Here is a 16,454-nt window from a genome sequence, read left to right as displayed (position 1 = left end):
GGTGTATACTATTAGTTTTTCTTAATCTTCTTATAGTATACACCGGATGTAAAAAAAATACAATAGCACAATGTAAGCCTTATAAAGTACAAACCACCATTGTGCCTGCCCCAATATTCAATTTGCATTTATCCGTTCTTACATTGCAGTATTGTAATTACATCTTGTATCAATTATAATATATATTATTTGTTACTTTGTCAAGTGTTTTTTGTGATATTATAAAATAATTAAAATTCTAATCTCATCTGATTCCACACTACGTTTCCGTGTGTTGAATGCTCTGAAATACCTTCATTTATAAATCCGAATTTAGAGTAACACGGTACTAAAGCATCCTTGCATGTTAGTACTAAGCCTTTTCTTCCCTGTATTTGCACATCATTAATTGCCTGTGTAATTAATCTTCCTGCAAGCCCACGTTTACGATAATCAGGAATAGTATTTACTCCAAAAATCATTTGCCATTTTCCTTTTCCATAACAAAAACTTCATTTCCATGCTCTTTTATTATTTCCACTAAATCATTAGTTTTAATCCAGATTGTAGCTGTATTATCCTTTGGATGAACCCCTACGATTCCGGGATATTCAAAAAAACATTCCTCTATAAACACCTTAACTTTTATCATCGTACACTAATTTTACTCATATTTATTAAACTTTTCCAATACTTTTTGCTTCCTGCTACACATTTATATGATTTACTTTTAATTTTTTCTATGTTATAATACTTCAAATTTGAACTATTCATTTTTGTACTTTTATATTGGAGGATGTATTATGCGAACAGGCATTGAATTTGCTCATAAAATTTCTTTAGCTTACTCTGCAATGTGTAAGCCTTTATGCCATCAGATAAATTTACCTCAGACAGCATTTGATATTCTGATGTTTTTATCCAATAATCCGGAATTTACCACTGCCCGAGATATTGTTGAAATCAGAAAAATCAAGGCAAATCTTGTATCCGTCAATGTGGACCGGTTAGTAAATGACGGATATCTTATCAGAAAAGAAGTGGAAGGTGACCGGCGCAAGCACCAACTTGTATGCACTCCTAAGGCAGATGAAATAATTAACATGGGACTTATTCTTCAAAAAAACTTTGTAGACAGGATTTTCGAAGATATAGATGAAGAAACTAAAGATGCCATTTACAGTTGCATTAGCAAGATGAATTCAAATCTCAATGAAATTTTAGAGGAGGTTCAATAAATGGACATTTTAATAACATTTGTAGTAACATTTTTTGCAGGAATGGGTGCAGGACTTGGAACCGGTTTTGCAGGAATGAGTGCAGCTGCAGTTATCAGCCCAATGTTAATTACATTTCTTGGCATGGACCCATATATGGCTGTGGGAATTGCCCTGTCATCAGATGTTTTAGCCAGTGCTGTTTCTGCCTATACATACGGAAAAAATAAAAATCTTGATATAAGAAACGGACTTATTATGATGGTTAGCGTTTTAGCATTCACTATTGTAGGAAGCTATATTTCAAGCCTTGTTCCATCTACAACCATGGGAAACTTTTCTGTTTTTATGACCTTTCTTTTGGGAATTAAATTTATTGTAAAGCCTGTTATGACAACCAAAGAAGCAATGGCCGATGTTCCTGCCAAAAAGCGTGCCATTCAGTCAGTTATCTGTGGCGTTTTAATTGGATTTATATGTGGTTTCGTTGGTGCCGGGGGAGGTATGATGATGCTCCTTATTTTAACTTCAGTTTTGGGATATGAACTTAAAACTGCCGTGGGAACCAGCGTATTCATTATGACATTTACAGCATTTACCGGTGCAGCCTCACACTTTGCCATCGGAGGTGCCCCTGATGTAACGGTCTGGATTTTGTGTATTATATTTACATTATTATGGGCAAGAATTGCTGCCGTGTTTGCCAACAAAGCTACGCCAAAAACCTTAAACCGTGCCACAGGTATTATACTTGTTATACTTGGAATTGTAGTTATGGCATTTTCAATATTTGCATAATTGTTGTAAAAGTGTCCCTCAATTAAATTTGTAGGGACACTTTTTACTATATTTATAAATTACATATGGCATATAGTGGTATATTTTCCATCCACTCCTGATTAATGTACTTCATTGTTGAAAATCTGACTGCAGTATCCGGGCTATACTTATCACAAAATGCTTTTAAACTCTTTGATTTAATGTTACAAAATTAGTATATCACATTTTTTCTTTATTCTACTGTATATGTTGTGATGATTGTATCCTCATCTTTATTTAAATATTCTATCCTAATATGAATTCCACATTATCTCCAACTGTTACCTTTGTTTTATAAAATGCCTTAACTCCTTCTAACATATATAGTGCATCTTTTGTACCGGCTGTCTCATATGGCGAATGCATTGCCAACTGGGCAAGCCCAATATCTACTGTATTAATAGATATGTGACTGTTTGCTATGTTTCCCAGAGTTGAACCGCCGGGAATATCTGAACGGTTTACATAAGTTTGAGTCGGTACTGCTGCCTCCTTACAAATTTCTTTAAACACTGCTGCCGACATTCCATCTGTAGTATATTTTTGGTTTGCATTGTACTTTATAACTATTCCATTATTCATATAAGGTCTGTTAGTAGGGTCAGCTTTTTCCATATAATTAGGGTGAACACCATGGGCATTATCCGCCGATAACATAAATGACCGGGAATATGCCCGAATCAAATCTTCTCCATTTATTCCCATACACAAACCGATTCTATTAAGAACCTCTGACAAAAACGTAGAATCCGCCCCTTGCTTTGTTGTACTACCAACCTCTTCATTATCAAAAATGGCACAAACCGTAACGCTATTGGAATCAGACCCACCTGCAGCAATATGCGCCTTCATACAACTATAGGCACACATAATATCATCAAGCCTTGGTGCTGACATAAATTCACCATTACATCCTAAAACAGTTCCCTTTTGTCTGTTATATAAAAACAAATCTGAACTAACTATGGAATCCTCATTTACTCCGGCAACATCTGCCATTACTTTATAAAAAATTCCCTTAGATGTCAGTTCTCCAAACAGTGGAATCATATCTTTTTGAGGATTATATTTGACCCCCGTGTTGGCTTCTCTATTCATATGGATTGCCAGATTCGGAATAATACACAAATCTCTTTCAACATTTACCAGCACCGGTTTTATTTTCATTCCATCCTTAACAATAATACGTCCTGCCACTGACAACGGTCTGTCAAACCACGGTGCCATAAGCATTCCACCATATTTTTCCACATTTAATGAAAGGTACCTGTTGTCTTCTACCATTTCCGGATTTTCCTTTATTTTAAATGCCGGTGAGTCACTATGGGCTGCTGCTATTTGAAAATTTGAAATCTTATTATTCTTTGGTATACAAAATGCAATTATTGAAGAGCCGTTTCTTGTCACATAATATTTTTCTCCCGGTAACAAATTCCATTTATCCTGCTCATTTAATTGTGAATATCCGTTTTTTTTAAGCATCTCTGCAAAATTTGCCGTCACATGAAATGCACTGGGACTTTTATCTATAAACTCCATAAGTTCCTTTGAAAAATCAATAAATCTGCTTTCTTCCATAAATGCCTCCATATAACTTATCTAAAAGTTAATTTATTATCTCTAGGGTATCCCTTCCCACTTTGCATGTCAAATACAAAATTTTCACTCCGGCTTCTTTTGCCTCCTGTAATGCCACACCAAATTCAGGGTGAGTATCTATATTAGGACGTACTTCATTAATTCCTTCCATCTGAATCACAAATGCTACTGCACATTCATAACCCGCCCTTTTTGCCTTAATTAATTCTCTTAAATGCTTAACTCCCCTTGTGGTAGGTGCATCAGGGAAATATCCTATTCCATCTATTTCCAAGGTGCATCCCTTTACTTCCATAAGATATTCCTGATTTCCTTTTCTCATATAAAAGTCAATTCTGGAATCTCCGTATTTATACTCCGGCTTAATGTAATCATAATCCTTTGTTTCTAACCACTCTTTCACTACCTTGTTTGGTGCCTGACTATCCATATTAATCCAACCAAAATTTTTCTTATATACAGCCACTAAGTCATATAAAGTCTTCCTGTTTGGATTGTCAGAAACCTCCAGCCTTACAGGAGTTTTAGGAATCAACAATTCCTTACAACGCCCTGTATTTTTTACATGCACGGTATTTACAACTCCCTCTATATCAACATGGGCAATAAACCTGTTAGGACGGTCAATAAATATTCCCTCAACAATTTCTCTATACTTCACCAATTGTTCTCCCTGCCATTTTTATAACAACATTGCCTGAATGTTCCACATCGGCATCCTACTGTAAACAGCTCAATCAAACTTGCCACCTACTGTAACCTTATGTCCTGTATTAGGTCCATGCATAAATACCGCAACATCAGTTCCGCATACACTTGAATAAATGTTTTTAACAAGTACATCATTATACCCTACTTCCGGCAATGGAATTTCTCTAATCTCTACTTTCTCTTTTCCTAAATAAATACCTGCTTTCATAAATAACTCCTGTTTTGATAATATTATCTTAAAGGAAATTAACGTATGTGTCTAATATAGACATACTTATTTTATTAAGAATAATATCCCAAAAATAATTTTAATGCAACTATTCAGCCTTTTATTGTATAATAGCTACGCTTCCCTGAGCCTTATCTTTTTTAACAATTATCTTCCGGTCAATGCGCTCTTTTAATTCACCAACATGGGATATTATGCCCACCAACCGGTTTCCTTCCGTTAGGGAATTAAGTGCATTTATTGCCTGATTGAGAGACTCTTCATCTAATGAACCAAAACCTTCGTCCACAAAAATAGTATCGAGTCTAATTCCCCCGGCGGAAGCATGGATTTCATCAGAGAGCCCTAACGCCAGTGAAAGTGATGCCTTAAAAGCTTCCCCTCCCGAAAGAGTTCTCACGCTTCTATTGCTTCCATTATAATGGTCAATTACCCACAAATCCAATCCACTTTGACTTCTCTGATTATCTGCCTCTTCTGCTCTTTTTAATTCATACTGTCCTGATGACATCGTAAGAAATCTAATATTAGCTCTATTTATAATCCTGTCAAAATAATGCATTTGAATGTACGTTTCTAGCAAAATTTTATCCTTACCGTTAATCCCTCCGTTAGCAGTGTCTGAAAGAGATTTAATCATAGTCCATTTTTCCTGTGCCTCTTTCATTGCCCTGTACTTAACTTTTATGGCATCTTTGATGTTCTCATTAACTTTAATCCTTGTGCTGATTACGTTTATTGCATCTAACAGATTCTTCCTCTCTTTTACTAAATCATTCCTTTTTTCTGACAATTCATCTGTAGGAGAAATTTCCGCACCCCTTAACTGCTCATCAATCATCTTTATGGTATTTTCTGCCTTTTCAATTTCTGTTTTACAGTTCTGAAAATCCCTGTCAGCTTTTTTGTAATTCTCCTCCATTTTTATAAGCAAATCCCTTAATTCACTTAAGTGTTGTACAGCTTCTTCCCTTGTGCTGAAGCTGAGGCTCTCTTTTATCTGGGTAAGCTTGGCATTTATACCCTCAAAAGCAATTTTGCATTCAGACTTTTTATTGCCTGCATCTTTTAACTTATGCTTTATATTCTCAAGCTTCTTCTCATTTTCAGGTATATTTTCTTCTAACTTATTTTTTTCCTTTACCTTTTCATTTATTAACTTAAGTTCTGCTGCAAAGCTAAGTGACTCCTTATTTAAATCCTCGTATTTTTCATGTATTAATTCTCTTATAATCTTAATATTTTCTTCCTTATATCCAAGGATTTTTTCCCCATCTTTAAGGATATTTTCCTTTAAAAGTTTAACTTCACTGCCTTTATTTCCTGCTGCAAGACTGGCATTCGCCGTATTTTCTTCCTTTAGCTTAAGACCTGCCTTTTCTTCATCAAGTTCCCTTCTTGAAGGTGCATTTTTAACAGGTTCAGCTTTATGAGGATGAGTAGTTGAACCGCATACCGGACAAGCCTTACCCTCTTCAAGTTCACTTGCCATAATTCCTGCCTGCTGGTTAAAAAACAACAGCTCCCTTTCTTCGTAATGTTTCCTTGCCTCTTCCAAAATTTCCGCAGCTTTCTTATATTTCTCCTGAAAATCTTTAAGCTGTACCAAATTTCTATCATATCTGTTAAGCAATTCAACAAAATTATCAATATCTTCTATTTTTTTTGTCGTTTTATTTATTTCCCCCTGTAAAGCAATTTTTTCTTCTCCTGCGTTTTTTATTGTATTTAAACGCTCCCTGTCCGTTGAAATAACTTCTTCTAAATTTTGTAGGTAATCATTTAATAATATCTCCTGATTCTCCCAGTGGGAAATTTTTTCCTTTCCCTCACTCCACTGTGTCTGCAAGTTTCCCATTGCCTCATACTCCGGCAATTTTTCCTCATCTTTTCTTATATCAAATTCCAGTTTTTTCCGCTTTGGTTCCTTAGCCTTTTCCTCCTGAAGAATTTCTTCTAATTTTCCAAAGGCATCCCTGTTTTTCTTAAGAAGAAGTAACGCCCTGTTTTTCTGCCCGATAGCCTCATTAATTCTTTTTATTTCTCCTATTTTTTCATCTATTCCCGCTGTTTCCTTTTCATTCTTTTCCATTAATTTCTGCTGTTTTGATAATAACTCACTGTCAGTTTCCACTAATTTGTTAATAACATCTGTTATTTCATCAATATTATTAGCTCCGGATTCTATTAAATTACCGGCACGGGTTCCTAATTCACTGTTATTATCATACATAAGACCTGATAAGGATTGATTTATTGCTGACTCTTCCCTGTCATATTCTTCCTTTACGGATTTTTCCTGTACCTTTAGCTTGTCCTGAATGGTCTTGTAAATCCCGGTATTAAAAATCTGCCTGAAAATTTTAATTCTGTCGTCTGTTTTTGCCAGCAAAAGTTTTAAAAAATCTCCCTGGGCAATCATTGCTACCTGAGAAAACTGCTCTCTGTTAAGGCCAATAAGCTCCTGAACAGCCCTGGTAACCTCCTTAGTTTTTGTTACCACATTTCTTGAGTCCGGGTACTCCAAAAAGGCATCAGCCACTTGCTTTGTCATTCCCTCTCCACGCTTTGATTTTCTCATATATTCAGGATTTCTTCTTACCTTATATATCCGGTTTCTGTACTCAAATTCCATTTCCACAAAAGTTTCCGTATCTTCTTTTGCGTACTTACTTCTAAACATTGTGGTTTCCCTGTTTTCTCCGCTTGCCTCCCCATAAAGTGCAAAAACAATGGCATCAAAAATGGTGGTTTTTCCGGCTCCTGTATCTCCTGTTATGAGATAAATTCCCTTCTTACCTAATTTTTCAAAATCTATTACCTGACAGCCTGCGTAAGGGCCAAAGGCTGAAATTGTTAATTTAATTGGTCTCATTACTCATTTACCTCCCACACATCTTTAATTAATTTATCCATAAAATCAGCCTGCTCACGGCTCATAGGCTGGTTGTTTTGAAGTTCATAAAATTCCTTAAATAAATCAAGGGGCTGTTTTTTCTCCACATTTTCCACACCTTTTATTTCATTATTACTTCTTGTTCTTGTGTTGTCATAATCTAATTTCATAATATTAGGATAAACCGTTCTAAGAAGCTCCATGGCATGTAAAACGTCCTGTTCATCCGTTAATGTCACATGGGCATAATCCATTCTGTCAATATCCTTATAAAAATCCTTAGACATAATTTCCTGATATTTACCTTTTATTTCAATCATGTCATGTTTTGGAATCAAAGGAACTTTCTCTATGGTAATATTCCCCTTTTCCTTCATATCCACAATAAGGGCTGTTTTTTGATGCTTTGCCTCAGAAAAAGAATATTTAAGAGGAGTTCCTGAATATCTTACAAATTCACTTTTTATATGCTGAGGACTATGTAAATGACCTAATGCCACATAATCAAATCTCTTAAAATTTTCTACACTTACTTCATCAATGCCTCCCACAGACACTTCTTCTGAATCACACCTGTCTGCTCCCCTTACAAACTGATGGGCAATCAAAAGATTTCTCTCACTTTCGTCCACCTTAGTTTGCTCCATAACATATGCCATTGCACTGTCATAACTGTCAATGTCAGCCTCCTCATAAACGTGTTTTACCATTGCCGGCTTAATAAAAGGCAGCATATATATGTTAATTTCACCATATTCATCTTTTATTTTATGGGTTTCCACATTTCCACTAAAAGGCTTTGACATATAAACTCCGCTTTGGCTTATAAGTTCAGCCCCAAAGCCTATTCTTTCCTGACTGTCATGATTTCCACTTATAACGAAAACCTTCAGATTTCTTTTTGCCAGACTATTTAGAAAACTGTTTAACACCGTCACTGCCTCCGCTGATGGCACCGGCTTGTCATACACATCCCCTGCAATAAGAACTGCCTCAATTTTTTTCTCATCTATTATATTTAGTATTTTGTCAAATATGAATTTCTGATCCTCAATCAATGAAAATTCATTTAATCTTTTTCCTATATGCAAATCTGCCAAATGAAGAAATCTCATAAGCCCTCCTTAATATTTTGTGGATTTCACTACTTTTACGGCTATACTAACATCGCCACTATGATGTGTCAATAATGGCGCAAAACGTAATGAGCATACTATGTTGACAGACCTAATTTTTAGTGCTATCATTCATCGCAGGAAAGTTTAAAGTGTTTCAAAAAACTTAATTTAATTTAGAGATTGGAGGATTTAAACATGAAAAAATTTATGATTGGTGATTTGATTTTAGCTATAATATGTACAATTTCTTATTTGATGCGCATTCCACATCATATGAGTACCCTGACTTCTTCTTCGAGTGTACATTCAACCATTACCCAGACCATTCCACTAAGTACTACTGAAATGATATTTGGTGCTTTTGCGGTTTTTGTTTTAGTCAACATTCCAAATATTTTCTTAATATTGAAGAAATCAATACTTAAAGTAACTAAAAGTAATTAATTTTTAAGTAAAGGCGATGTCTGTTGTGTTTTTACAGCTTTCATCGTCTTTTTTATATGTGTATTTTTATAATTGATTTTTCCCCTCTTAATGATAAGATTAAATTATAAGTTTGTGACGTAAAGGAAAGGATTTTTTATGAATATACGCTTTTATAATGGAACTATTTTAACTTTAGAAGATACCACTGCTGACGAAAATGGCTGTCTTCCTCTTTTGTCCGGGGAAGTGTGGGTCTTTGATGACACCATTGGTTTTGTGGGAAACCCTGCAACGGACAAAACAGTTTCTAAACTCCATCCCCAGATAAAATGGGACAAGGAAATTAATCTCAATGGAAATCTTATTATGCCGGGGTTTAAGGATGCCCATACCCATTCTGCCATGACATTTTTGCGCTCTTATGCAGATGATTTGCCTTTAGACAAATGGCTTAACGAGAAGGTATTTCCTATGGAAGCCAAGCTTACTGATGACAAAATATATGAGTATAGCAAAATTGCCATTAAAGAATATCTCACATCAGGAATCACTGCCAATTTTGATATGTACATCAGCCCTGACCCTGTTATTCAGGCATCTGTTGACATGGGATTTAGAACTGTTATGACCGGAGGATTAAACGACTTTACCCAGTCTGTCCCGGAAATTGAGGAATGTTACAAAAAATACAACGGCTACAACGACCTTATATCTTATGAATTGGGATTCCACGCAGAGTATACCTGTAGCGAAGGGCTTTTAAAGGATTTGTCGGCTCTTGCCAATAAGCTTCAGGCTCCTGTTTTCTGCCACAATTCCGAGACTCAGAAAGAAGTAGCGGAATGTGTTAAAAGATATGGCATGACACCTACTGTTTATTTAGACAACATTGGTATGTTTAACTACGGTGGAGGTGGCTATCACTGCGTTCATATGACCGACTCCGACATAAATGTTTTTGAAAAAAGAGGTATGTCCATTGTTTTGAATCCTGCTTCTAATTTAAAGCTTGCCAGCGGAATTGCTCCTGTCAGTCTTTTTATGAAAAAAGGAATAAACCTTGCCCTTGGCACTGACGGGCCTGCCAGCAACAATGCATTAGATATGTTCAGGGAAATGTTTTTAACTACTGCTCTTGCCAAGTACCGGGAAAATGACGCTTCGGCAGTAGATGCCAATGAGGTACTTAAAATGGCTACTTTAGGTGGTGCCAAAGCTATGGGTCTTCGTAACTGTGACACATTAAGTCGTGGAAAAAAAGCTGACTTAATCGTAATCGATTTAAGCCAGCCTAATATGCAACCAATAAACAACATTACCAAGAATCTTGTATATAGCGGTTCAAAAATAAATGTTATTTTAACAATGATTAACGGAAATATTTTGTACCAAGTGTAGCTGCCATTACAGCTTTTATAGTATGCATCCTGTTTTCTGCCTCGTCAAAAACAACAGAATTTTCAGATTCAAATACTTCATCTGTAACTTCCATTTCAGTAAGTCCAAATTTTTTGTTGATTTCCTTACCGATTTTGGTATCCAGATCGTGGAAAGCAGGAAGACAATGCATAAATACAACATCATCACCGGCATTCTTAATTAAATCCATTGTAACACGGTATGGAAGAAGGTCATTTATTCTCTCTTCCCAAACTTCATCAGGCTCACCCATTGAAACCCACACATCAGTGTAAATGGCATTAGCTTCCTTAGTTGCCACCATAGGATCTTCCTCAAATTCAATAACTGCTCCTGTTTCTTTTGCTATAGCCTGGCACTGTTCTACCAGTTCTTTATTTGGCCAATATTTCTTCGGTGCACATGCCACAAAATGCATTCCCATTTTGGCACATCCTACCATAAGTGAATTTCCCATATTGTAACGGGCATCTCCCATATATACAAACTTAAGTCCCTGCAATTTTCCAAACTTTTCACGCAGTGTTAAAAAGTCAGCTAAAATCTGTGTAGGATGAAATTCATTGGTAAGACCGTTCCATACAGGAACTCCTGCATATTTTGCCAATTCTTCTACTATATCCTGACCGAATCCACGATATTCAATACCGTCAAACATTCTGCCTAAAACTCTTGCTGTATCAGCAATACTTTCTTTCTTGCCTATTTGTGAACCTGTTGGGTCTAAGTATGTAACCCCCATTCCCAAATCATGGGCTGCCACTTCAAAAGAACATCTTGTACGTGTACTTGTTTTTTCAAAAATAACTGCAATATTTTTTCCCTTAAACACGTCAACTAATTCTCCGGCTTTCTTTTTCTTCTTAAGGTCAGCTGCCAAATCAATAAGCTCTTCTATCTCTTCAGGTGTAAAATCCAGTAACTTTAAAAAATGTCTTCCTGTAAAATCTGTCTTCATTATTAACCTTCTTTCCACAAACTAATCATTTGTTTTTGTATTTTTATTTTTATAATCTTTAATATACTCTACTATATTAATACTCTTTCCTGATTTATTCAATGTTGGCGGAGTATTTAATCTGTGTTTAACATTCTTCTGAAGGCTTTCCATAATGGCATCACGCTTCTCTTCTAACTCCTTCAACTGCTTTGCTATTCTCTCAGCTGATTCTTCCCTGACACCGGCAATCCTCTCACGGCTGTCAGCGGTTTTTTCGTCAAGAATTTCCATGCCTTCTTCTGCCTTTTCAGCAACAGTTATGGCTGAATTTCCCACAACATCTTTTAACTGATCTCCAACTGTATGCAGACTTTCTGCCAATTTGTCCAATTGTCCCAGACTTTTATTAATTCCAATGAGGTTTTTAAGGGTTACAATCATGTCCACCACAAACACCACGCCACATACCACTACAATAATAACCTGTATTTGAAATGGTATCTTCTTAACTACAGCCATAATGGGGTGATGTACAAATTTTACTGCAAATACAACTGCCATGCCCCACATAAAACTAAAGGCAAGGCACACATATCCACCTATGTTAAATTTTTCGTCGGAATAATCCCACCATCTCATATGAAATATTTTGTCAAGAATCCATCCTCCAAACAATTCCACTGCCGAGCAAATCACCATTCCTCCCAAAAACAGCAACCAGATGTTTTTCTCCACAGGCAAAAGTGCCAGCAAAACTCCTATCATGCCACATCCGTATATGGGACAAACCGGTCCGTTTAAAAATCCTCTGTTGGTGACCTTTCCTGCGGTAACAGCCACAAAAGCCACTTCCACGCACCAGCCTAAAAAGCTGTAAATAAAAAACAATAATGCAATCTCACTAAAAGAAAACATGCTTTACCCTCCTTGATACTCATATATCGTATGATACCATAAAAAGGGGGATATTGCACTAACTTCTACCTACAGTTTATCGACCTTTAAATTATAATCCACCAATAGCCAATTTGCCCGAAACAGTCGCATTATCTGCCAAAATGAAGCACCTCTTAAATTGTATTCATAAAGTAATTCAATTTTTGCCTTAATGCTCCTTGCGTCCTCAAACCACACTTCGTGGTCTACGCCATCCTTCGTATACCTGAAATATGGTGTCTGCCCAACTTCGTCAAATAAAATTTCAGCATTATTTTCCACTGCAATTTGCACTGCCTGAGCATTTCCAATAGTTTCAGCTTTCGTAACGTCCTTTTCATAGGGAAGAGCCCAGTCATAACCGTAATTAGGTATTCCCATATTGATTTTTTCAGAGGAAATTGCCGTCACCGCATAATCTAAAACCCGCCTGATTTTATCAACCGGTGCCACCGCCATAGGCTCGCCATATGTATATCCCCACTCATATGTCATAACCAACACGCTATTTGCCACTCTTCCCAAAGTCTCATAATCCTTTCCCTCATATAAAAGTCCCGGCTGGTCAGCACTGGTTTTTGGTGCCAAATCCACCGAAACCGTAAATCCCTGTTCATTCATTTTCTCCGTTGCCCTCTCAACAAACCTTACAAAAGCCTCCCTATCCTCTGCCTTTATGTATTCAAAATCAATATCCAGTCCCAGAAAACCCTTTTCGTTCATTATTTCCAACATGTTGTCTAGCAACACTTCCACTATATCTTCATTTTGAATAACATCAGAAATCAGATTATTGTTAAACATGCCTGTTTCATCAAAGGGTGTCAAAGTCAGTATAGGTGCTGCATTGTAGTTATATGAGGCTTCAATCATGAATCCATCATCTATTGGGGGATATATAACCTCCCCTTCTCTTGTAAATCCATAGGAAAAAACCGCCATCCCTGACAATGACGGGAGACTTTGCTCTAAAACATAATTGCTTATAAATGGATATGCGAACCCTCTTATAACCGCCTCTCTTCTGTTTTCACGTATTCCTCCTGTATCAATTAATAATGCCTGACCCACTGCCAAAGGGTACGGATACACCAATTGATTGTCATAAATAATCGATTCCACACTTACCCCATATGCACCGGCAATGCTATCTACATTATCTCCTGATTTTACAACATATATTTCCATAGTAATTACAGCCTTTTTTAATAAATATATGTTGGAAAAATTTGAATAATGCAGATAATGGTGGGAACATTTCACGGTTATGGCAATATGCGGGTGGTTGCTTTTCTTTTTTCTTACTTTCCAATGGTACCACACGCCAATTTTCTCCCCACTCAAGTCTATTTTCCTCGCAATCCCATTTTCCACCCAATCCTATTCTCCGCCCACCTCCTCCCACGCAAAAAAACTGCCACTTTACAAATCCTAAATTTGTAAAGCAACAGCTTTTTCTTCATTTAATTATATTTAATTCCTCAAACCACCAGTCTATATCCACATCTTTTGCCTTACTTAAAAATCATATGATATAACTGTGTAAGATACCCCTGTACCGGGAATGTCATTGCAAATACCAGTGACACAATTGTCATAAGTTTTATAAGAATGTTAATTGAAGGACCTGATGTATCCTTAAAAGGATCACCTACAGTGTCACCAACAACTGCTGCCTTGTGAGCCTCGCTACCCTTTCCTCCGGCAAAACCACCTTCAATAAATTTCTTTGCATTATCCCATGCACCACCTGAGTTAGCCATAAATATAGCCATCATAACACCACAAACTAATGCCCCGCAAAGCATTCCACCAAGCGCTGCTGCTCCAAGAAGATATCCTACAACTAACGGTGTAACAACTGCCATAACTCCCGGAAGAATCATTTCATGAAGTGCTGCCTGAGTAGAAATACCTACGCACTTTTTATAATCAGGCTTTGAAGTTCCTGCAAGGATTCCCTTGTCAGCCTTAAACTGTCTTCTAACTTCCTCAATCATTTTGTTTGCGGCTTTGCCTACAGAACTCATGGTAAGAGCAGAGAACATAAATGGAAGCATTCCACCTATTAATAAGCCGGCAACAACTGATGCTGAAAGAATATTGATACTGCCAAGTCCTGCAACTTCAGCATATGAAACAAACAATGACAAAGCTGTAAGTGCTGCTGAACCAATGGCAAAACCTTTTCCAATAGCCGCTGTTGTATTTCCTACTGAGTCAAGTTTATCAGTAATATCTCTTACGCTTTCGTCAAGTCCTGACATTTCGGCAATACCACCTGCATTATCGGCAATAGGACCATAGGCATCAACTGCAATTGTCATACCTGTAGTTGATAACATACCAACTGCTGCTAAAGCAATACCATACATTCCAAAGAATGCATAAGCTGATAAAACACCTAAAACAATAAATAAAATAGGAATAGCTGTTGACTTCATTCCCACTGACAAACCACTAATAATATTTGTAGCAGAACCTGTTTTTGAGCTTTCTGCAATTTCCTTAACGCTCTTGTATTTATCTGATGTGTACATTTCTGTAACTTTACCAATAGCTGTACCAACTATCAAACCTGCTAAAATGGCAAAGAAAGCTTTGAAATCTCCAAAGAAATAATAGCTGAAAATAGCTGATGCAATTATCTCTATCACTGTTGCACCATATTCACCTAAGTTCAATGCCTTCTGTGGGTCTGAACCTTCTTTTCCTCTAACGAAAAATGTAGCAATTACAGATGCAAGAACACCAACTGCTGCAATTACCAATGGGAAAATAATGTGAGCTGTCCCAAAATTGTTCTTTCCTGCCACAACTGATGCAACTGCCAATGTAACTACTGAAACAATTGCTCCAACGTAACTTTCAAAAAGGTCAGCTCCCATACCTGCAACGTCACCTACGTTATCACCAACATTGTCTGCAATAACTGCCGGGTTTCTTGGGTCATCCTCAGGAATACCTGCCTCAACCTTACCTACAAGGTCAGCTCCTACGTCAGCAGCCTTTGTATAAATACCACCACCAACTCTGGCAAAAAGTGCAATTGATGAAGCACCAAGGCTGAATCCTGTTAATATACTAACTGCTTCATTTGTAAAACCTGTAGTGTTCATAACAATAATTAAAATAACACTAAGCCCTAAAATACCAAATCCTACAACGCAAAGTCCCATAACGGCACCACCTGCAAAAGCTATTGATAATGCCTTGTTCATTCCACTTTCCTTTGCTGCATTTGCTGTACGTACATTAGCCTTTGTAGCTACATTCATTCCAACATATCCGGCAAGTGTGGAAAGAACTGCACCAATGATGAAACATACTGCTGTAAGCCAGTCGATTCCAACTCCCAAAACAACGAATAAAATTGCCACGAATATAATCAATATTTTATACTCTGCAAAAAGAAAAGCTCTTGCACCTTCAGCAATGGCATCTGAAATTTCTTTCATTTTGTCATTTCCTGCATTGCTGTGTCCTATCTGTGTTGCCTTTATAAATGCAAATATTACTGCAATTATTCCTGCGACAGGTGCCAAATAAATAAGATTATTCACTAAAATTTCCTCCTTTTCAAAATCGTTCTCTCAAACAATAATAAAAATATATTAAAGCTTATTTTTTGTTCGTTAAAAAAATAACAAACTTTACACTGTTTTTTTACCTTACCATTTATGTTCACATAAATCAATACACAATTTTATAAAAAAAGTAAATTTTTTCACCATAACAGGTGAAACACACCTTTTTCCTTATACTTTTAATACTCATATTATATTATGTTATTAATTGCAATAATTTATAAATTATTCTTTTTTCATGTATCCGTTTATATGACCGGTGCAAATATGGAAAGAAAGTTATTGTATATTTTTTAAAGTATATGCTATAATTAATAAGTATTTTGTAAGGAATAATCTTTATAAAATAAACAAAGACTGAAATTTATTACGAAAGGAGTACTACTATGAGACATGATTTAGACCACATCGATGAGCAGATTATTAAGCTTCTGCATGCCAATGCCCGCATCCCCCTTAAAACTATTGCGAGCCAGGTGTTTTTATCATCCCCTGCGGTATCTGCCAGAATTGAACGATTAGAGCAGGCAGGAATTATAACAGGATATAGTGCCAAAATTAATCCCGCAGAGTTAGGC

General features: G+C 36.5%; 16 protein-coding genes. 5 read left to right on the top strand and 11 right to left on the bottom strand.

Translation table 11 applies throughout. The features are described from left to right. Nucleotides 1-230: 230 nt before the first annotated feature. Nucleotides 231-461, bottom strand: coding sequence for a GNAT family N-acetyltransferase (locus Q5O73_RS06500; protein WP_021952692.1), 231 nt, complete (start codon nt 459-461; stop codon nt 231-233). Then, nucleotides 458-631 carry a ybaK/proline--tRNA ligase associated domain protein gene (locus tag Q5O73_RS06495; RefSeq protein ID WP_021952691.1) on the bottom strand — a complete coding sequence of 58 codons (174 nt, stop codon included), beginning with the start codon at nt 629-631 and terminating at the stop codon, nt 458-460. The genes Q5O73_RS06500 and Q5O73_RS06495 overlap by 4 nt, the downstream gene beginning before the upstream one ends. Nucleotides 632-782: 151 nt before the next feature. Here Q5O73_RS06495 and Q5O73_RS06490 point away from each other — a divergent pair, with 151 nt between their 5' ends. Next, entirely contained in the window at nt 783-1,217 is a 435-nt protein-coding gene (locus Q5O73_RS06490) for a MarR family winged helix-turn-helix transcriptional regulator (protein WP_021952690.1), read from the top strand. After that, nucleotides 1,218-1,994, top strand: a complete 777-nt coding sequence (locus Q5O73_RS06485) for a sulfite exporter TauE/SafE family protein (protein ID WP_302669303.1) — start codon at nt 1,218-1,220, stop codon at nt 1,992-1,994. A 267-nt stretch (nt 1,995-2,261) separates the two neighbouring features. Here the strand turns inward: Q5O73_RS06485 and Q5O73_RS06480 are convergent, their stop codons facing one another. From Q5O73_RS06480 to Q5O73_RS06460, 5 genes are all read right to left on the bottom strand, one after another. Then, complete coding sequence (locus Q5O73_RS06480; RefSeq protein WP_302669302.1) at nt 2,262-3,593, bottom strand: M18 family aminopeptidase; 1,332 nt, start codon at nt 3,591-3,593, stop codon at nt 2,262-2,264. A gap of 28 nt (nt 3,594-3,621) precedes the next feature. Next, a complete protein-coding gene (sfsA, locus tag Q5O73_RS06475; protein WP_302669301.1) occupies nt 3,622-4,275 on the bottom strand; it encodes a DNA/RNA nuclease SfsA in 654 nt (217 codons plus the stop codon). A gap of 72 nt (nt 4,276-4,347) precedes the next feature. Next, nucleotides 4,348-4,533: a hypothetical protein gene (locus tag Q5O73_RS06470; RefSeq protein WP_302669300.1), complete on the bottom strand. Its 186-nt coding sequence runs from the start codon at nt 4,531-4,533 to the stop codon at nt 4,348-4,350. A gap of 121 nt (nt 4,534-4,654) precedes the next feature. After that, on the bottom strand, nt 4,655-7,429 hold the full coding sequence (locus Q5O73_RS06465; protein ID WP_302669299.1) for an SMC family ATPase: 2,775 nt from the start codon (nt 7,427-7,429) through the stop codon (nt 4,655-4,657). Further along, complete coding sequence (locus tag Q5O73_RS06460; protein ID WP_302669298.1) at nt 7,429-8,565, bottom strand: exonuclease SbcCD subunit D; 1,137 nt, start codon at nt 8,563-8,565, stop codon at nt 7,429-7,431. Before Q5O73_RS06460 ends, Q5O73_RS06465 begins: the two co-directional genes overlap by 1 nt. A gap of 198 nt (nt 8,566-8,763) precedes the next feature. On the opposite strand from Q5O73_RS06460, the gene Q5O73_RS06455 reads away from it, so the two are divergent. Both Q5O73_RS06455 and Q5O73_RS06450 read left to right on the top strand, forming a co-directional pair. Further along, complete coding sequence (locus Q5O73_RS06455; protein WP_118589204.1) at nt 8,764-9,012, top strand: hypothetical protein; 249 nt, start codon at nt 8,764-8,766, stop codon at nt 9,010-9,012. 138 nt (nt 9,013-9,150) lie between these two features. Beyond that, entirely contained in the window at nt 9,151-10,392 is a 1,242-nt protein-coding gene (locus Q5O73_RS06450) for an amidohydrolase (RefSeq protein ID WP_118589203.1), read from the top strand. On the opposite strand, the gene argF is transcribed toward Q5O73_RS06450, so the two are convergent. The 4 genes from argF to Q5O73_RS06430 form a co-directional block, all read right to left on the bottom strand. After that, nucleotides 10,364-11,371: an ornithine carbamoyltransferase gene (argF, locus tag Q5O73_RS06445; RefSeq protein WP_021952680.1), complete on the bottom strand. Its 1,008-nt coding sequence runs from the start codon at nt 11,369-11,371 to the stop codon at nt 10,364-10,366. The genes Q5O73_RS06450 and argF overlap by 29 nt on opposite strands. Before the next feature lie 21 nt (nt 11,372-11,392). Then, on the bottom strand, nt 11,393-12,268 hold the full coding sequence (locus Q5O73_RS06440; RefSeq protein WP_021952679.1) for a hypothetical protein: 876 nt from the start codon (nt 12,266-12,268) through the stop codon (nt 11,393-11,395). Between the two features lie 69 nt (nt 12,269-12,337). Beyond that, complete coding sequence (locus Q5O73_RS06435; protein ID WP_302669297.1) at nt 12,338-13,477, bottom strand: glycosyl hydrolase family 18 protein; 1,140 nt, start codon at nt 13,475-13,477, stop codon at nt 12,338-12,340. Between the two features lie 326 nt (nt 13,478-13,803). Next, a complete protein-coding gene (locus Q5O73_RS06430) occupies nt 13,804-15,852 on the bottom strand; it encodes a sodium-translocating pyrophosphatase (RefSeq protein WP_021952677.1) in 2,049 nt (682 codons plus the stop codon). A gap of 410 nt (nt 15,853-16,262) precedes the next feature. Between Q5O73_RS06430 and Q5O73_RS06425 the strand changes: the two genes are divergently transcribed. Then, nucleotides 16,263-16,454: Lrp/AsnC family transcriptional regulator (locus tag Q5O73_RS06425; RefSeq protein WP_302669296.1), on the top strand; the 192-nt coding region annotated here is incomplete at its 3' end.

The sequence above is a fragment of the Eubacterium sp. AF15-50 genome, from assembly GCF_934835595.1.
Lineage (GTDB): Bacteria > Bacillota > Clostridia > Lachnospirales > Lachnospiraceae > Eubacterium_G > Eubacterium_G segne.
The sequence above is the reverse complement of the archived record's forward strand: the minus strand, read 5'-3'. Positions and strand labels throughout refer to the sequence as shown.

Bases quoted from the DNA above. Each gene is read 5' to 3' on its own strand.
- Q5O73_RS06500 (WP_021952692.1), bottom strand. From the start codon at position 461: ATGATTTTTGGAGTAAATACTATTCCTGATTATCGTAAACGTGGGCTT.
- Q5O73_RS06495 (WP_021952691.1), bottom strand. From the start codon at position 631: ATGATAAAAGTTAAGGTGTTTATAGAGGAATGTTTTTTTGAATATCCC.
- Q5O73_RS06490 (WP_021952690.1), top strand. From the start codon at position 783: ATGCGAACAGGCATTGAATTTGCTCATAAAATTTCTTTAGCTTACTCT.
- Q5O73_RS06485 (WP_302669303.1), top strand. From the start codon at position 1,218: ATGGACATTTTAATAACATTTGTAGTAACATTTTTTGCAGGAATGGGT.
- Q5O73_RS06480 (WP_302669302.1), bottom strand. From the start codon at position 3,593: ATGGAAGAAAGCAGATTTATTGATTTTTCAAAGGAACTTATGGAGTTT.
- Q5O73_RS06470 (WP_302669300.1), bottom strand. From the start codon at position 4,533: ATGAAAGCAGGTATTTATTTAGGAAAAGAGAAAGTAGAGATTAGAGAA.
- Q5O73_RS06465 (WP_302669299.1), bottom strand. From the start codon at position 7,429: ATGAGACCAATTAAATTAACAATTTCAGCCTTTGGCCCTTACGCAGGC.
- Q5O73_RS06460 (WP_302669298.1), bottom strand. From the start codon at position 8,565: ATGAGATTTCTTCATTTGGCAGATTTGCATATAGGAAAAAGATTAAAT.
- Q5O73_RS06455 (WP_118589204.1), top strand. From the start codon at position 8,764: ATGAAAAAATTTATGATTGGTGATTTGATTTTAGCTATAATATGTACA.
- Q5O73_RS06450 (WP_118589203.1), top strand. From the start codon at position 9,151: ATGAATATACGCTTTTATAATGGAACTATTTTAACTTTAGAAGATACC.
- argF (WP_021952680.1), bottom strand. From the start codon at position 11,371: ATGAAGACAGATTTTACAGGAAGACATTTTTTAAAGTTACTGGATTTT.
- Q5O73_RS06440 (WP_021952679.1), bottom strand. From the start codon at position 12,268: ATGTTTTCTTTTAGTGAGATTGCATTATTGTTTTTTATTTACAGCTTT.
- Q5O73_RS06435 (WP_302669297.1), bottom strand. From the start codon at position 13,477: ATGGAAATATATGTTGTAAAATCAGGAGATAATGTAGATAGCATTGCC.